This window comes from Adlercreutzia shanghongiae, assembly GCF_035830635.1.
GTDB lineage: Bacteria > Actinomycetota > Coriobacteriia > Coriobacteriales > Eggerthellaceae > Adlercreutzia > Adlercreutzia shanghongiae.
This window is the reverse complement of record NZ_JAYMFI010000026.1, coordinates 1-14,902: the sequence shown is the minus strand read 5'-3', so window position 1 is coordinate 14,902 and position 14,902 is coordinate 1. Positions and strand designations below refer to the sequence as shown.

15 protein-coding genes are annotated in these 14,902 nt (G+C 60.1%); 12 read left to right on the top strand and 3 right to left on the bottom strand.

All coding sequences use genetic code 11. From position 1 onward, the window contains the following. The first annotated feature begins 27 nt into the window (after window positions 1-27). The 6 genes from VJ923_RS10455 to VJ923_RS10430 all read left to right on the top strand — a co-directional run bounded on the left by VJ923_RS10455 (window position 28) and on the right by VJ923_RS10430 (window position 6,831). Complete coding sequence (locus VJ923_RS10455) at window positions 28-2,934, top strand: molybdopterin-dependent oxidoreductase (RefSeq protein ID WP_326441226.1); 2,907 nt, start codon at window positions 28-30, stop codon at window positions 2,932-2,934. Between the two features lies 1 nt (window position 2,935). Then, complete coding sequence (locus VJ923_RS10450; RefSeq protein WP_326441224.1) at window positions 2,936-3,508, top strand: 4Fe-4S dicluster domain-containing protein; 573 nt, start codon at window positions 2,936-2,938, stop codon at window positions 3,506-3,508. Between the two features lie 2 nt (window positions 3,509-3,510). After that, window positions 3,511-4,398, top strand: a complete 888-nt coding sequence (locus VJ923_RS10445; RefSeq protein WP_326441222.1) for a dimethyl sulfoxide reductase anchor subunit family protein — start codon at window positions 3,511-3,513, stop codon at window positions 4,396-4,398. 171 nt (window positions 4,399-4,569) lie between these two features. Further along, window positions 4,570-5,274 (top strand): TorD/DmsD family molecular chaperone, encoded by a 705-nt coding sequence (locus VJ923_RS10440; RefSeq protein ID WP_326441220.1) that lies wholly within the window; start codon window positions 4,570-4,572, stop codon window positions 5,272-5,274. Continuing rightward, window positions 5,271-5,942, top strand: coding sequence for a 4Fe-4S dicluster domain-containing protein (locus tag VJ923_RS10435; RefSeq protein ID WP_326441218.1), 672 nt, complete (start codon window positions 5,271-5,273; stop codon window positions 5,940-5,942). The genes VJ923_RS10440 and VJ923_RS10435 overlap by 4 nt, the downstream gene beginning before the upstream one ends. 1 nt (window position 5,943) lies before the next feature. Continuing rightward, window positions 5,944-6,831, top strand: coding sequence for a 4Fe-4S binding protein (locus VJ923_RS10430; RefSeq protein ID WP_326441279.1), 888 nt, complete (start codon window positions 5,944-5,946; stop codon window positions 6,829-6,831). A gap of 228 nt (window positions 6,832-7,059) precedes the next feature. On the opposite strand, the gene rpsI is transcribed toward VJ923_RS10430, so the two are convergent. Together rpsI and rplM are read right to left on the bottom strand one after the other, a co-directional pair. Further along, window positions 7,060-7,452 carry a 30S ribosomal protein S9 gene (gene rpsI, locus VJ923_RS10425; RefSeq protein ID WP_326441216.1) on the bottom strand — a complete coding sequence of 131 codons (393 nt, stop codon included), beginning with the start codon at window positions 7,450-7,452 and terminating at the stop codon, window positions 7,060-7,062. 2 nt (window positions 7,453-7,454) lie between these two features. After that, window positions 7,455-7,889, bottom strand: coding sequence for a 50S ribosomal protein L13 (gene rplM, locus VJ923_RS10420; protein ID WP_326441214.1), 435 nt, complete (start codon window positions 7,887-7,889; stop codon window positions 7,455-7,457). A 530-nt stretch (window positions 7,890-8,419) separates the two neighbouring features. Between rplM and dtd the strand changes: the two genes are divergently transcribed. Next, complete coding sequence (gene dtd, locus VJ923_RS10415; RefSeq protein ID WP_326441212.1) at window positions 8,420-8,866, top strand: D-aminoacyl-tRNA deacylase; 447 nt, start codon at window positions 8,420-8,422, stop codon at window positions 8,864-8,866. Window positions 8,867-9,022: 156 nt separating this feature from the next. Beyond that, a complete protein-coding gene (locus VJ923_RS10410; RefSeq protein WP_326441210.1) occupies window positions 9,023-9,889 on the top strand; it encodes a ZIP family metal transporter in 867 nt (288 codons plus the stop codon). Window positions 9,890-10,625: 736 nt separating this feature from the next. On the opposite strand, the gene VJ923_RS10405 is transcribed toward VJ923_RS10410, so the two are convergent. Next, entirely contained in the window at window positions 10,626-11,261 is a 636-nt protein-coding gene (locus VJ923_RS10405; RefSeq protein WP_326441208.1) for an ATP-binding cassette domain-containing protein, read from the bottom strand. A 145-nt stretch (window positions 11,262-11,406) separates the two neighbouring features. Here VJ923_RS10405 and VJ923_RS10400 point away from each other — a divergent pair, with 145 nt between their 5' ends. From VJ923_RS10400 to VJ923_RS10385, 4 genes are all read left to right on the top strand, one after another. Next, complete coding sequence (locus tag VJ923_RS10400) at window positions 11,407-11,832, top strand: hypothetical protein (protein WP_326441206.1); 426 nt, start codon at window positions 11,407-11,409, stop codon at window positions 11,830-11,832. 66 nt (window positions 11,833-11,898) lie between these two features. After that, a complete protein-coding gene (locus VJ923_RS10395) occupies window positions 11,899-12,531 on the top strand; it encodes a hypothetical protein (protein ID WP_326441204.1) in 633 nt (210 codons plus the stop codon). Further along, window positions 12,531-13,340, top strand: a complete 810-nt coding sequence (locus VJ923_RS10390; protein ID WP_326441202.1) for a hypothetical protein — start codon at window positions 12,531-12,533, stop codon at window positions 13,338-13,340. The genes VJ923_RS10395 and VJ923_RS10390 overlap by 1 nt, the downstream gene beginning before the upstream one ends. Then, entirely contained in the window at window positions 13,337-14,077 is a 741-nt protein-coding gene (locus VJ923_RS10385; RefSeq protein ID WP_326441200.1) for a hypothetical protein, read from the top strand. The genes VJ923_RS10390 and VJ923_RS10385 overlap by 4 nt, the downstream gene beginning before the upstream one ends. The last annotated feature ends 825 nt before the right edge of the window (window positions 14,078-14,902 follow it).

The following is a 14,902-nucleotide window of genomic DNA, read 5'->3' as shown; positions in this document are numbered from 1 at the left end:
ACGACAACGAAAGAGGAGGAGAGGACCATGTCATTGAAGCTGAGCCGCCGCGACTTCGTGAAGGCCACGGCCGTGGCTTCGGCATCGGCCATGGTGCTGGGAGCCGCCGAGGCGTCCTTCGCCGACGAGGCCGCCGATGGCGCGACCGCGGGCGACGACGTCAAGGTCATTCCCAGCGCCTGCCGCCAGTGCTACGGGCGCTGCGCCCTGTTCGGTACCGTGGAGAACGGGCGCCTGACGAAGATCGAGGGCAACCCCGATCTGTTCAGCGAGGGAACGCTGTGCGGCCGAGCGTTCGCCATTCCCCAGGAGATGTACAACCCCACCCGCGTGCGCTACCCCCAGCGCCGCGTGGGCGAGAAAGGCTCCGGGCAGTGGAAGCGCATTACCTGGGAAGAGGCCTACGAGGAGGCCGCGAAGAAGTTCACCGAGATTGGCGAGCAGTACGGCTGGCACACCATCGCCCACCAGTACGGCACCGGCCGCGACATGCTACAGTTCCAGGCCATCAACAAGCTGTGGCTCGAGCTGGGAAGCACCGCCACCTTCGGCGTGGGCAACCTGTGCTGGGTGGGCAGCTACTTCACGAGCCAGCGCCTCTACGGCGACGAGACCCAGTACACCGGCTGGGACGGCAACAACACCGACTGCATCGTCATCTGGTGCCGCCAGGAGCGCAGCCGTGGCTACTACGACTGGCTGACCGTGAAGCGCGCCCAGGAGCGGGGCGCCAAGGTGGTCTGCGTCGATCCGCGCTTCACCTGCACCGCCAGCAAGGCCGACCTGTGGCTGCCCATCCGCCCCGGCTCGGACATGGCGCTCGTGCTGGCCTTCATCAACGAGATCATGCACTCCGAGAAGTGCGCCACCGACTTCGCCCGCCAGTACACCAACGCGCCGTTCTTCATCGACGAGGAGGGCACCGGCTACCAGCTGCGCCAGTCCATCATGCGCGAGGGCGGCAACGTGGAGCTCTACCCCGCCTGGGACGAGGCCCACGACCAGCTCATCTACTGGTCCGGCGACTGGCAGAACACCGCCGGCGTGGGTGGTCCGAAGGCCTTCCAGTGGCTCGACGAGGCCGGCAACATCGTGCCCGACGCGAAGCCGGCGCTCACCACGCCCGACGGGGCGGGCCGCGAGATCGAGGGCAAGACCTACCGCACCGTGTGGGACATCCTGCTCGAGCACGTGACCCCCTGGACCGTGGAGCGCGCCGCCGAGTTCTGCGAGCTGCCCGCCGACAAGATCCGCGAGGCCATCGACATCTACATCGCCGCGAGCCCGCACGCCTGCTTCACCCGCGGCCAGAAGGTGGAGTTCTCCATCAACACCTCGGGCATCTCCCAGGCCTTCACCATCATGATGGCCCTGGCCGGCAACTTCGATTCGAAGGGCGGCCAGAACATCGGCCGCGAGCCCGCCACCGGGTACGACTCCTTCATGTTCGACGTCGTGCCGAATAAGGAAGGCCGCATGGGCGAGCGCCGCAAGCAGACGGCCATGAACATCAAGCAGCTGTCGGTGTGCCAGAACACCGGCTACCAGCAGATCCTCCAGGCCGACAACGCCACCGGCGAGCTCGTGGAGGTCACCCAGAACTCCGGCGGCCAGGTCATCTACGGCCAGCAGGGCGGCTTCGGCGCCGTGACCACCAAGGCCATGGCGAAGGGCGACCCCTTCCAGATTCACGGCTACTGGCAGCAGACGAGCGAGCCCATCCTGTCCATCGAGGGCGGCAAGGAGATCATCGAGGGCTTCAAGAACCTGGACTTCTTCGTGAACGTGGACATCTTCATGACGCCCTCCGGCGAGCTGGCCGACATCATCCTGCCGGCCGCGCACCCCAACGAGGTGGACCGCGTGGAATGGGCCCACTCGGGCCACGGCTACCCCACGAGCCACACCTACCTCATCCGCCAGCCCTTCCACGCGCCGCTCGGCGAGGCCAAAGACGACATGGACATCTGCTTCGAGTTCGCCGAGTACATGGGCGTGGACATGTACTGGAAGGACAAGTACGAGTTCTTCGACTACATGGTAAAGGGCCCCGAGACCCTGCCGGCCGAGCTGTCCTGCTCAAGCTTCGAGGAGTTCCGCGAGCGCATCTCCGTCACCGGCGTGGAGATGACCACCGTGCGCAACGCCCCGAAGTACGAGACCGGCTTCATGCGCAAGACGAGCGACTTCCGCCCCGGCTTCAACACGATGTACCGCGGCAACAAGATGGGCTCGGTCTACCGCTTCCCCGGCACCGAGCTGCCCGACGGCACCGTGATTCCGCCGCATCCGCAGTCGGACAACGGCAAGATGGAGCTGTGGAGCGAGGACTTGCTGCTGTACGGCAACGGGCCTCTGCCCATGTACATCGAGCCGCCCATCACGAAGAAGTCCCGCGAGGATCTGACCAGCGAGTACCCCTTCACCCTCATCACCGGCGGCCGCAGCCACGCCTTCTTCCACACCGAGTACCGCAACTCGCCGTGGATGCGCGAGGTGCACATGTTCCCCACCATGGACATCAACCCCGCCACCGCCGCCAAGCTGGGCATCGAGCAGGACGACTGGTGCTGGATCGAGACCTATGTGGACCGCATCCGCCAGCGCGCGAACCTCACCGAGGCCATCAAGCCCGACACCATCCACGTGGAGCACGACTGGTGGTTCCCCGAGCGCGCCGCCACCGACGATTTGCACGGAGCGCTGGATGCCAACTGCAACATCCTGTTCGAGAACAACGGCCCTTACGACCCGGCCGTGGGCACTGACAACTTCGGCGGCCTGTGCAAGGTGTACAAAGCCGAAGAGGGCGCGCCCGACAATATCTGCATGACCAGCGAAGATCTGCGCATCTTCCTGCCGCTGACCCGCGAGGAGCTGGCCCAAGACGGCCAGAACGACGGCGTGGCCATGCCCGTGAAGGGAGGGAACTAACATGACCCGTTACACCATGGCCATCGATTTGGACAGCTGCATCGGCTGCCACTCCTGCGCCGTCGTGTGCAAGCAGGAGAACAACGTGGGCCTGGGCACCTTCTACAGCAAGGTGCTCACCATCGGCCCGTCGGGCACCTACCCCGACCTGGAGATGTACTACCTGCCCGTGGCCTGCCAGCACTGCGACAACCCTCAGTGCGTGACCGTCTGCCCCACCGGCGCCAGCTACAAGCGCGAGGACGGCATCGTGCTCGTGGACCACGCCAAGTGCATCGGCTGCCAGTACTGCGTGATGGCGTGCCCCTACGGCGTGCGCGCCTACGACAACGACCGCGACAAGGGCGTCATCGAGAAGTGCACCCTGTGCGCGCATCTGGTGGACGACGGGAAGGTGCCGGCCTGCGTGCGGCACTGCCCGGGCCAGGCGCGCCTGTTCGGCGACGCGGACGACCCGGAAAGCGACGTGAGCAAGATGATCGCGAAGAAGCAGACCCACAAGCTCACCGACGTGGGCAACGCGCCTTCGGTGACCTATGGGCTGGACAAGTGCGAGTGGAAGGGCGGTAAGTAACCATGGAAACACAGTGGCCCCTGCTGATTTTCAGCATACTTCTGGGAATGGGCTCCGGCCTGCTCGTCTTCGTCGGCATCGGCGAGATTAAGGGCACGTTCCACAAGGTGCGGTTCGCCCTGGCGCTCACGGCCCTCGTTCTTTTGGGCGTGGGAGGTGTCGCCTCCACGTTCCATTTGGGACACATCGACCGCGCGTTCCACATTCTGGGCAACATGAGCTCGGGGCTTTCCCGCGAGCTGTTCGCCGTGGCCTTCGCCGGCATCGTGGCTCTGGCGAGCGCCATTTTGGCCCGCAAGGACTACCCCGGCGCCTCGAAGGTGGTGGGCATCCTCGCCCTTATCGCCGGCATCGTGCTGCCGCTTGTGGCCGGCGCCTCGTTCATGATGCCTGCCCGCCCCGCCTGGGACAGCCTCACCCTGCCGCTCATGTACCTGGGTACTGGCCTGGGCATGGGATTCGTGCTCGCTGCGGCACTCGCGTGCGTCATGGGCGATGCCAAGGAAGCGCCGCTGGCGCTTAAGGTGGCGCTCATCGGCGTGGTGCTCTCCATCGTAACGGTGGTGGCTTACGTGGCCTGGATTGCTTTTGCGCCCTTCGCTCACGAGAGCCGCTCCATCGACCGTCTGTTCAGCGGCAGCCTGGCTATGGAGTTCTGGCTTGGGGTGGTGGTCGCGGGCATTCTGCTTCCCGCCGTGCTCGTGGGTCTGGCCGTGAAGAAGGGCGGCAACAAGCCGGCCCTGGCCGGCGCCACCGCCGAGGGAGCGGCGACGCTCAAGCAGACCGCCGGCTACCTGTGGGTCGCGCTTGCCTGCCTCGTCGTGGGCAGCGTGGTGCTGCGCACCATCATGTACGCCGTCGCCACCTCGGTTGAGTCGCTGATTTACTAGCAATCTTCGAGGAGCAATTCCTTTCTTCCGCATCCCGCCGGGCCTTCCCTTCCCTCTTAATGAAGGTCCGGCGGGCTCGGAGGAGGCGACTTCAGCCGCCAGCCACTGAAGTCGCCTCCTCCGAGCCCTTCCAACGTAGTCGAAGCGCTCGATTCGAGGAGAGGAGAACCTATGTCGGATGTTCTTTTGGACGAGGAGACCCGCAGCGGCCTTGCGGCCCTCATGGAAAGCCGCGCCAATGTGTATCGTCTGCTCTCGCGCTGTTTCCGCAGCGAAGTCGATGAGGCTTTGGCCTGCGATATCGCCGAAGCGTTTGCGTTCGAAAGCGACGATGCGGCCTTGATGGAGGCTCTCGCGGCCATGAAGCGCGCCGCGGCCGTCGCGGCCGGCGACGAGCAGGCCCTTGAGCTTCTGGCCGTCACCTTCGACCGCGTCTTCTTCGGCATGGGACCGCTCACCGCGCGCCACGCCTTCCCCTACGAGTCGGTGTATACCTCCGACCGCGGCATCATGATGCAGGAAGCCTACACCCAAGTCGCCCGCACCTACCGCGAGCAGGCGCTGGCCAAAGACGCCTCCTTCACCGAGCCCGAGGACCACCTGGCCGTGGAGCTGGCCTTCATGGCCACGCTTGCCGACCGGACCGTGGCCTTCCTGGGCACGGGCGACGGGGCGGCCGATGAGGCCGCCGAGGAGACGGTGCGCCAATCCCTCGCCTTCGCCCGCGCGCACCTGCTGAACTGGATCGATCGCTTCTGCGCCGAGCTGGAGGCAGCCGCCGCGCCCGATGGGGAAGAGGGCTTCTACGCCGCCCTCGCGCGCTTCACGGCAGCCTTCGTCGCCGGCGACGCCGCGCTTTTGGAGGAGATGCTGTGAGTGGCGAGGGGATAACACGTCGGCAGTTCTGCGCTGCGGGTGGCACGGCGGCCGTGCTCGTAGGCCTGGCCGGAGCCGGCGCGTTCCAAAACGCCCAGGGCACCGTGTATCTGCGACCACCGGGAGCCGTCAGCGAGACGCACCTGCTGGCGCACTGCGACCGCTGCCAGCGCTGTGTGCAGGCCTGCCCCTACGACCTGGTGCAGCCACGGCCGCTCACCGTGGATTTCCCCACCACGGGGACGCCCGAACTGCTGTTCAAGAACGGCTACTGCGATTTCTGCATGAAGTGCGTGGAGGTCTGCCCCACCGGGGCGCTCTCGTTCGAGGCGCCCACCGCCGACAACATCGGCGTGGCCAAAGTGATCAGCGACTCCTGCGTTGCCTGGGATTGGGGCGGATGCACCGTCTGCGCCGACGAATGCCCCGTCGAGGGCGCCATTACGCTGGACGAGCGCGGGCGACCCCATGTGAGCGAGGACCTCTGCGACGGCTGCGGGCTCTGCGAGCTCGTGTGTCCCGCGCCGTCGCTGCGCGCCTACGACCCGGCCACGCTGCCCAAGGGCATTTACGTGGCGAGCCGCGCCAGCGAGGCGGCGGTTGCATCCGGCGCCCTCACCTCGGCCCAGTTCGAGAGCGCCGCGGGAAAGGAGGCCGGCCGTGAATAAGATGCGCTATCTTCGCATAGGGGTGGCCGCCGGCGCGATCGCGCTCGTGGCGGGCGGTGTCGCCCTCCACATCCCCATCGGCACCTTGTGCGCGCTGTGCCCGGTGGGCTTCGCCGAGATCGTCGCGGCCGGCGGCGGCGTCCCGTGGGCGCTGCTGCCCGGCGTGCTGGTGCTGCTTGCCATCGTGTTCCTCTTGGGTCGCGCGTTCTGCTCCTGGGTGTGCCCGACGAGCCTTCTGCGCAATATCTTCGGCGGACGTGCGCCCCGCGGCCTCACGGGTCGCACGGGTGTTTGCGCTGGCTGCAGCGCGGGCTGCGGAGAGCCTGAAGCTGCCGACGCGCAACAGGGGAAAGCCCCAGGCGCTGACGATGCGGCGGACAGGCCGAATACCGTCAACCCCAACGACGCCCGCGAGCACAGCAACTTAAGGGCTCAGGGCATCGTGCTGGCCGCCCTTCTGGCGGTCTCGCTCATCGTGCACTTCCCCGTGTTCTGCCTCGTCTGCCCCATCGGGCTTGTCTTCGGATCGCTCTTCGCCGTAAGCCGCCTGTTCGTCACATGGCAGCCGGGCTGGGAGCTTATCGTGTTCCCCCTCATGCTGCTGGCAGAGGTGTTCCTGCTCCGACGCTGGTGCGCGGCCATCTGCCCGCTCGGCTTCTTCTTCGGTGTTCTCGCAAGCGCGCGCAAACGCCTGCCGTTTCTGCCCGGCCCACGCGTACGCAGGAACCGTTGCATCCACGACCAGGGCTGCAACGTCTGCGCCACCGTGTGCCCCGAGAACATCAGCGCCGCCACCGCCGACGCCCGCGACTTGGAGGACTGCACGCTGTGCCTCGATTGCACCGAGCACTGTCCCACCCGCGCCGTCTCCTGTAGGAGCCGCCGCTAGCCGCCAGCTCTCGCGACCTGTGGCGCGGGTCTCGTACGCCTAGCCGCACCTCGCGTCACGGGGCTCGCGCGCCAACCCGCCGCTCCATGGGTTCCGCGCGCCAACCCGCGCTCTTTGCCGCGAGCCCCGCCGACCCCCTGCCTCCGCGCACGAAAAAGCCCGCTGCGAACAGCGGGCTTTCTGCATGCAATATCTCGCTGCATCGGTATCCGATGCGCGCCTTTGAACTTAGCGCTTGGAGAACTGCGGGCGCTTGCGGGCCTTCTTCAGACCGTACTTCTTGCGCTCCACCATACGGGCGTCGCGGGTGAGGTAACCGGCCTTCTTCAGCTCGGCGCGATAGTCGCCAGCCTCGAGCAGCGCACGGGAGATGCCGTGACGCAGAGCGCCGGCCTGGCCGGACACGCCGCCACCGTCGATGTTGGCCTTCACGTCGAAGTGACCAGCGGTGTCGGTCACCTTGAAGGGGGTCATCGCGTAGTTGAACAGCGCCTCGCGACCGAAGTACTCCTGGCCGTCGCGACCATTGATGGTCACCTTGCCGGTGCCGGGAACGAGACGGACGCGCGCCACCGCGTTCTTGCGGCGGCCAGTGCCGTAGTACAAAGCCTCATCTGCCATGATTAACCCTCCAGATCGATCTTGCGGGGCTGCTGAGCGGCATGGGGATGCTCAGAGCCGACGTACACCTTCAGCTTCTTGCCCATCGCACGGCCAAGCGTGTTCTTCGGCAGCATGCCCTTGACGGCATGCTCGATGACGCGCTCGGGGTGCTTGGTCATGGCCTCGGTGAACGTCTCCTGCTTGAGCCCACCCGGGAACCCGCTGTGACGATAGTAGGTCTTGGTGGCAGCCTTGGTACCGGTGACCTTGATCTTGTCAGCATTGATGATGATGACAAAGTCGCCCGTGTCCACATGGGGGGTGTACTGCGGCTTGTGCTTGCCCTTCAGAATCTGAGCAGCGCGGGTCGCGACACGACCGAGGACCTGGTCCTCAGCGTCGATGATGACCCACTCGCGCTCAACCTCACCGGGCTTTGCATGATACGTCTTCACTGTTTTCCTCCAATAGATTGCAGGTTCTGTCGGGCGGGTGAAGCCTCCTCCCCCGCGACGGCGTGGCAGCCGCGCAGCCGGGGGCGGAACCGTCCGCCAGAGGTGTTTGTTTTCAAAAGTGCACGCTTCTCCGATGCCGGTTTCCTACGCCGACGCGCGGTGCTTCGGGCCTGGACTCCCTCGGCGAGTGCGCCTCATTGAAGCCATGCGTTTACGGGGCTTTTGAAAGCGAACTTTTGCATTTTCACCCGCACACGCGTATATGTCAACGAAACTGCTTTCAGAATGCGAAGAATCGTCAAAACTCCACCGACAAGCGGCGCATCGCTGAAACGCTTTCTGGGATGATATGAGCGTTTTTCGTAGTCCTGAAAGTCCATTTTCGTCTTCTGCTCTATTTTCACCTGGGCAAACACAGGGGATCGTCTATTCTTTTCAGCAAAATACTACGAAAAGCGCCCTTTTCTTCCCACTTTTTGCCATACTCGCGAAATGCAAGTTACCAGTCCACCTCCGCAGAAAGGAAGCCTGTGCGAGCCGTTGTTCAATGTGTTAGTGAAGCGAGCGTGAGCGTTGAGGGGGCCGAGGTCGGCCGCATCGGGCGCGGGTATCTGATTCTTTTGGGCGTGGGACACGGCGATGGCGAGGCCCAGGCAGAACGGCTGTGGGAGAAGATTCGCAAAATGCGCGTGTTTGAGGACGAAAACGGCAAGACCAATCTAAGTCTAGCCGATATCGGAGGCGATGTGCTCGTGGTCAGCCAGTTCACGCTCTTCGCCAACTGCAAAAAGGGCAACCGCCCCTCGTTCACCGATGCTGCCGCGCCTGCCGAGGCAAAGCGGCTCTACGAGTATTTCGTCTCCCTCGCACGGCGCGATGTGCCGCAGGTGGGCACGGGCATCTTCGGCGCCATGATGGACGTGGAGCTGGTAAACCGCGGTCCCTTCACCCTCTGCCTAGACACCGACAACCTTTAGCATCCTCGCCGGCGGACCATTCGTGGGTGCGCCGTTGCCGTGGGAAATGTTACCTTCGACTAACGTTTGCACGGCCAGCGCCATTTCGCGCACCGGAGTTGGCGCACAATAGGCGGCACTGTGTGAAACCTTGGGGTGTAAGGAAGCCTGCAAATCATGGAAGCACTATCGCCGTTCGCGTTCATTACGTTGGTCACGCTCATCTCCGGTGCCGGGGGAACGGGGCTCGGCGGCCTTATCGGCGCGCTGTTCAAGAGCGAGAGCAACCGCACCATCAGCCTGCTTCTGGCCTTTGCCGGCGGCGTCATGACCGCCATGGTGTGTTTCGACCTGCTCGCCGAGGCCGAGGAGGCCGCCAACCAGGTGTACGAGCACGGCGTGCTTCTGGTCATCCTCGCCGTGGCTCTGGGCGTGGCCGTGGTGTACCTGCTGAACCACCTTATCGACCGCAAGACGCGCACGGAGGTGTCGCACACCGCCGACGCGACGCACCCCGACACCCACGACAACATTGACGAGCTGGTGCATGCCGACCACCTGAACATGCACAAGCGCCACAACGATTCCAAGCTGTCGCTGTTCGTGGCCGGCGTCGTCATGGCCTGCGCCATCGCCCTGCACAACATTCCCGAGGGCATGACTATCGGCGCGAGCTTCGCCGTGTCCGACAACCTCATGTGGGGCACCGGCATGATCATGGCCGTGCTCATCGGCCTGCACAACATCCCTGAGGGCATGGCCGTGGCCGTGCCGCTTATCTCGGGCGGCACCGGGCGCGTGAAGGCCACGCTCATCACGGCGGCCTGCGGCCTGCCAACGCTGCTCGGCGCGTGGCTCGGCTTCTGGCTCGGCGATATCGGGCCCTTGGGCCTCACCCTGTCGCTCGGCTTCGCCTCGGGTGCCATGCTGTACGTGGTGTTCGGCGAGATCATGCCCGAGAGTTATCTCATCTACCGCAGCAAGCTGCCCGCCTTCGCCGTCATGGTCGGCCTGGCGCTCGGCATGCTCATGATCTTCTTCTAGTACAGCGAAAACATTAATTTGAATTGCGAATCGCCCGATTTTGTTACAGCTGCACTTACCAAGCTTCTGCTACGAATAACACGCATTGCGAAAAGGCGCGACAGAACAAGGAGTCGCAGGCGAACGGGGCATCGCGCTCTGCCGACGCAACACGGGGATCGACGGAAAGATAAACTACCTGCCGCTCCACATGGCTATGAGCCTTAAAGGCTCACCGAATCAGAGCAGCTCGATTTCGTGCTCTTTCCCTGAATAGGATTAGCAATCAATTGCGGAGGCTTGCCAAGAACTGCTATCCGAGGCAGAGGTTCTCGTCACTGCTGGAGAATGAGAAGAGGGAATTTGCGCTCTTGACCCCATGTTCGCGAAACCCGGAAAGAGCAGAAACCCAAAAGAAAACAAACGCTCCATTCTTGAAGATCCGCCCGAACCACTATTGCATGCAAGAAGAGCGCAATGCCCTTGAAAAGAGTAGCGAGCGCCAAGCCGATGGCCGCAACACGACGTTTTGCCCATACCCAAAACACAATGAGCGCGAGAAAGCAACCGCAGGAGCGGCCTTTCGCAATGGCTTCGAGGCCGACTCAAGGCATCCCGCAGGACAATATCACTAACGTACATATCGCAACAAAGGCAAAGAGAGCGGCAGGAAGCAACAGTCTACTAGCTTTCGCGTCACAAAACCGCTGACAACCCCATGCTTGCCCGCTCCAGAGCCATCCGAGGCACCGGCTTGTCACTGACGAACGTATGCTCTCCCCTTTTCCATCACTATGATTTCATCGGCAATACTATTCAATTCTGAAGCATCATGGCATGCTATCACCATCACCCGATCGCTGCGGCGATATTCCAGGATCGCACTCCCAACCAGATTGACGCCATCAGGATCGAGTCCATTAAACGGCTCGTCGAGAAGCACAACGCGAGGATCCTCCATGAAAGCGCAAGCTACCCCCAGCCGTTGACGCATTCCTAGCGAGTACTTTCTAAACGGACGTTTATCATTCGGATCCAAGCCAACTCGTTCCATGACGCTCCGGACGGACCTTTCGTCGCGCACTCCTTTTATCCGGGCAAGCAGACGGAGGTTTTCTATTCCGCTATATGGATCCAGAAAGGACGGAGTCTCTAAAAGCAATCCAAGACTCTGAGGAAAAGCGATATCTTTCCCGACAACCTTCCCGTCAATGCTGACAAACCCCCCATCAGGATGGATAAGACCAGATATGGCGCGCATGAGCATCGTCTTGCCTGAACCATTGGCCCCTCGGAGACCGTAGATTCGACCGGAAACAAGAGACAGCGACACCGTGTCTAGAACAACGGTGTTTCCTATCCGTTTTGTATACTCTCGTATGTCTATTTCCATCTTCTTCCTTCTTCCATGACCTTATCATAATATAATAATTTTCTCTCTACTTCAATACTTGTTATATTATAATAATTTTAGCAAAATAATCACGACAGCAGGCGCCGCTGCTGCACTGTATATCACGAAAAGGGAAAGGCCTATCATGAATCAAAGACGACATATATTGAAAGGAGGAGCGATTGCATTCATTTGCGCAATCGCTGTTGCCTCCTTCGGCTTAACAACGCTTGCCTATGCGGGCAATTCGGCTAACTCTCCGTATGCCTATAATGTTACTGCCAATGGTGGTACAGTCTTCACCAATGACCATCGCGCAAAAACAACTGACTCCTCTATCGGAGTGACCCCAAGCACGACGGGCTATTACGTGTCGCCCAATGCATACATTCCTCAAAGTGGAACGGCAATCCATTGCGGAAATCGCACGTACGTGAATTGGACCGGAACCGAGAAGAGCATCGTCAATTACATCAACGAGCGGGGCTACTCCTACGCCAAACTTGCATTCGACTCCGGCGGAAGCAAAAGCGTCACCTGCAGAGGAATATGGCGTCCTGACACTCGATAGCGTTCTCTGGGTTGGCGGCGGCGCAGCTACCGCCAACCCGCTCACCTTTAGCAAAGGATTGACCTCATGAACAGATTTCTGGTCATCACCTTAGTTGCTGCTTGCGCACTCATCGCGACAACCAGCCGCATTGCGAGTGTTAGCGCTCAATGCGAAAGTACCTACGCGCCTTCTGGCGTCCCATTTGTCTGGACTCTCAACGAAACGACCCTTCCATCAGAGTCTTGGCGCGTTCCTAGCACTCTTTTCCCTGGCCAGATAGCTGATAACCTTACAGTATCATTCGGCGACTTGGCCATAAAGTCCTACGATCAGGTAGCATCCGAGGTTACTTATCCTGAAGAATATGCCGAGTTCGACAATCAACAGAATACTCGAATTCTCTTTTTACCTATGACATTCCAGAACCATGGCGACAAAACCGTCGGCATTGAGCTTTTCGAATTTGAGATCTATCGCAACTCGATCCCTCAGAGATTTGCCTCGTATCTTACGCCGCTCTACAACGAACACGGCGAGGAGGACTACTATATCGAACCGGGAGAGACAAAGACAATTTCAGTTGCATTCCGAGCTCTTCGTAGCGGATATCCAAAAAGCTCTGACTGGGATGCATTCAGTCAAGGCCGATTCAGTTTAGTTGTCGTCGATTTCCCGAATCTGTACACAAAACCGTTGAACTTGATTGAAGGCTGCTAATGCTTCGAGCAGAACTTTACCGAGCGTTCGGCAACAAATTCTTCTTTCTGTCGCTTGCACTGGGGATTGGCATTGCTGTCGCTCATATCTTTCAATTCGTAATCCCTACCTCTATCGAGGAATCAGCCTACATCTACGACTTTCCGGCGAGCGCTTTCACCAGATGGATAGGAGGTTGGAGCTATCCCGTGCATCCCGATCTCTTCTATCTTGTCTCCCCCCTTCTCGCTGCTCTGCCGTTTGGCTGGTCATTCTCGACTGACTGGAACTCGGGCTACGCGAATCAAGTTTTTACCAGAGCGAGACGATGGCAGTTCTTCCTTGCAAAGGTGCTTGCGTCCTTTGCAAGTGCGGGCGTCGCTGTCATCGCGCCCTTGATCATTAATTTCCTGGGAACCGCTTGCGTTCTTCCCCTCATAACGCCCCACGTAACGGGTATCGGCAGCTTCATGGTTCTCCCGATGTACTTTATGGGCGACCTTTTCTTCGAAAATCCGCTTGCCTATCTCGGCACGTATCTCACCATCTCGTTTATTGCCGCCGGCCTTATGGGATGCCTGTGCTTTCCCGCATCGCTTTTACTGTCTAATAAGTACGTCGTTATTTGCTTTCCGTTCGTTCTGTGCACCATTCTTGCAAGTTTTACAAGCCGCACTTCTTGGTACTCCCTAGCACCCACCTCGTTTATACGCGCAGGACAAGATTTTGGACCCCTAGTACCCGATCAGGCATTGATCTTTTGCGGACTAGCCATAGGCGTAATAGGCTTTGGCCTTCTCTTGGCATCTCGGAAGGACTATTTATCTTGAGCACGATTATTGGCTGCTTCATAAGAGATCTGAAAGCAGGGAGCCAGCACATGGCTCTCTCGATTATAGCTGCTTTCACTCTCGCAATAGCGGTTTCTGCAGTCGCATCTGCGCCAACTCAATCGTTTGGTGGAGCTTTCTCGTTGCTTTTTTTTGGCGCCGCTCTCCCTACGCCAAACACCCCATTTCATGTCCCCCTCGACTGGCTCGGACTGCTTATGTGCCCTGTTTTTTCGGTGGCCTTCTACCCAAGCTTCGACTTGAAAAAACAGGGTTCGCAATCCGTAACACGCGCCAGCTCTTGGCTTTCTTGGCTCATTGCAAAAATGCTCTGGGTCACTTCAGTGCTCTCTTTGGACGTTGTCGCTTACCTGAGTGTTGCTGAAGGTCTCTCGGTGCTGTCTTTTCTCGATGGCAACTGTCAAATGGAAACATGCCGCAATTTGTCATTTATCCTGAACACAGTTCTTGTCCTTTTTACATTCGGATTCTGTTCGTTTGCATTTTCGCTGCTGCTTTCTCCTCTTATCGGCGTAGTGGCAAACATTCTATACGCCGTGCTATCCTCCTATTCTTGCAATGCACTCCTACTTGGCAATTTTGCTATGAGCGAACGTTTCACTATGATAGAAGCACCGTTTAATGAGTTTCTGTTTTGTCCCATACTATGCCTTACGATCATTTCGGCTTCCACAACGCTTTGCTTTCTCGCTTTTCCCAAGAAGGACGTTTTCTGATAGTTCCCATGTCGCTGCACCCAACTCTCCATGTCGAAAAGTATGGGATCGGGACCTCAATCATGAGATTTGAATCAAATCAAACCTCACCGTCGCGACATTGGGCATCGACCCATTGGCAAAGCGCTGAGTTAGCCTCTCAATGATCGTCGTATCGTTGAAACTGCTGCGTCATTTGTCTTCGCTAAGAGCGCCTCCCGATCCACGAGATCGCCCGTCAGCGTATCGTCGACCATTTCACGTACCCTAAGATCGCCGTGCTGCCTACTGTCAGAGTTGAACACCGGAAAGGAAAACTCGCATTTTCGTGAAGAGGCCGCTAGAGGCATGCTCTCTTGAGCTATCGCCCCTCTCATCTCGATAGGCGTTCTTCAATCGCGCAGCATCGCCACTCAACCGGCTCCATGCCCTACCGACGTGGAAGGCTCAGCGTTGAGCGTATTCACGTTTTTCCTTTAGAAGGCACGGAATTGTCCAAGCTTGGTACCACTCTGCCAGCTATTATCCGAGCCTACATATTCGAATTGTTGTTAGAGTCGGGTTAATTCAACCACACCTAAGTCGGAGATAAATCGCCAATCCTGGTCAAAGTAATTTCGCCAATACGCCAGTGTGTTGCGATTGCGATCTATCTCCGCTTGCTGCCACCCTAGGAAGTCGCCTTGATCGCCATCGGCGTCGTCTCCACCGAGAATATCTCAAGTTCGGCGCCGCGGAAGCTGGCGCCCTTCATCACGAACACCGACGCTCGGTCGAACAGGCGGTCCAGCGTGCACAGCAGCGTGTCGTCGCCGGTGAAGAACTCGTCCCAGTTGTTCGTGGGCG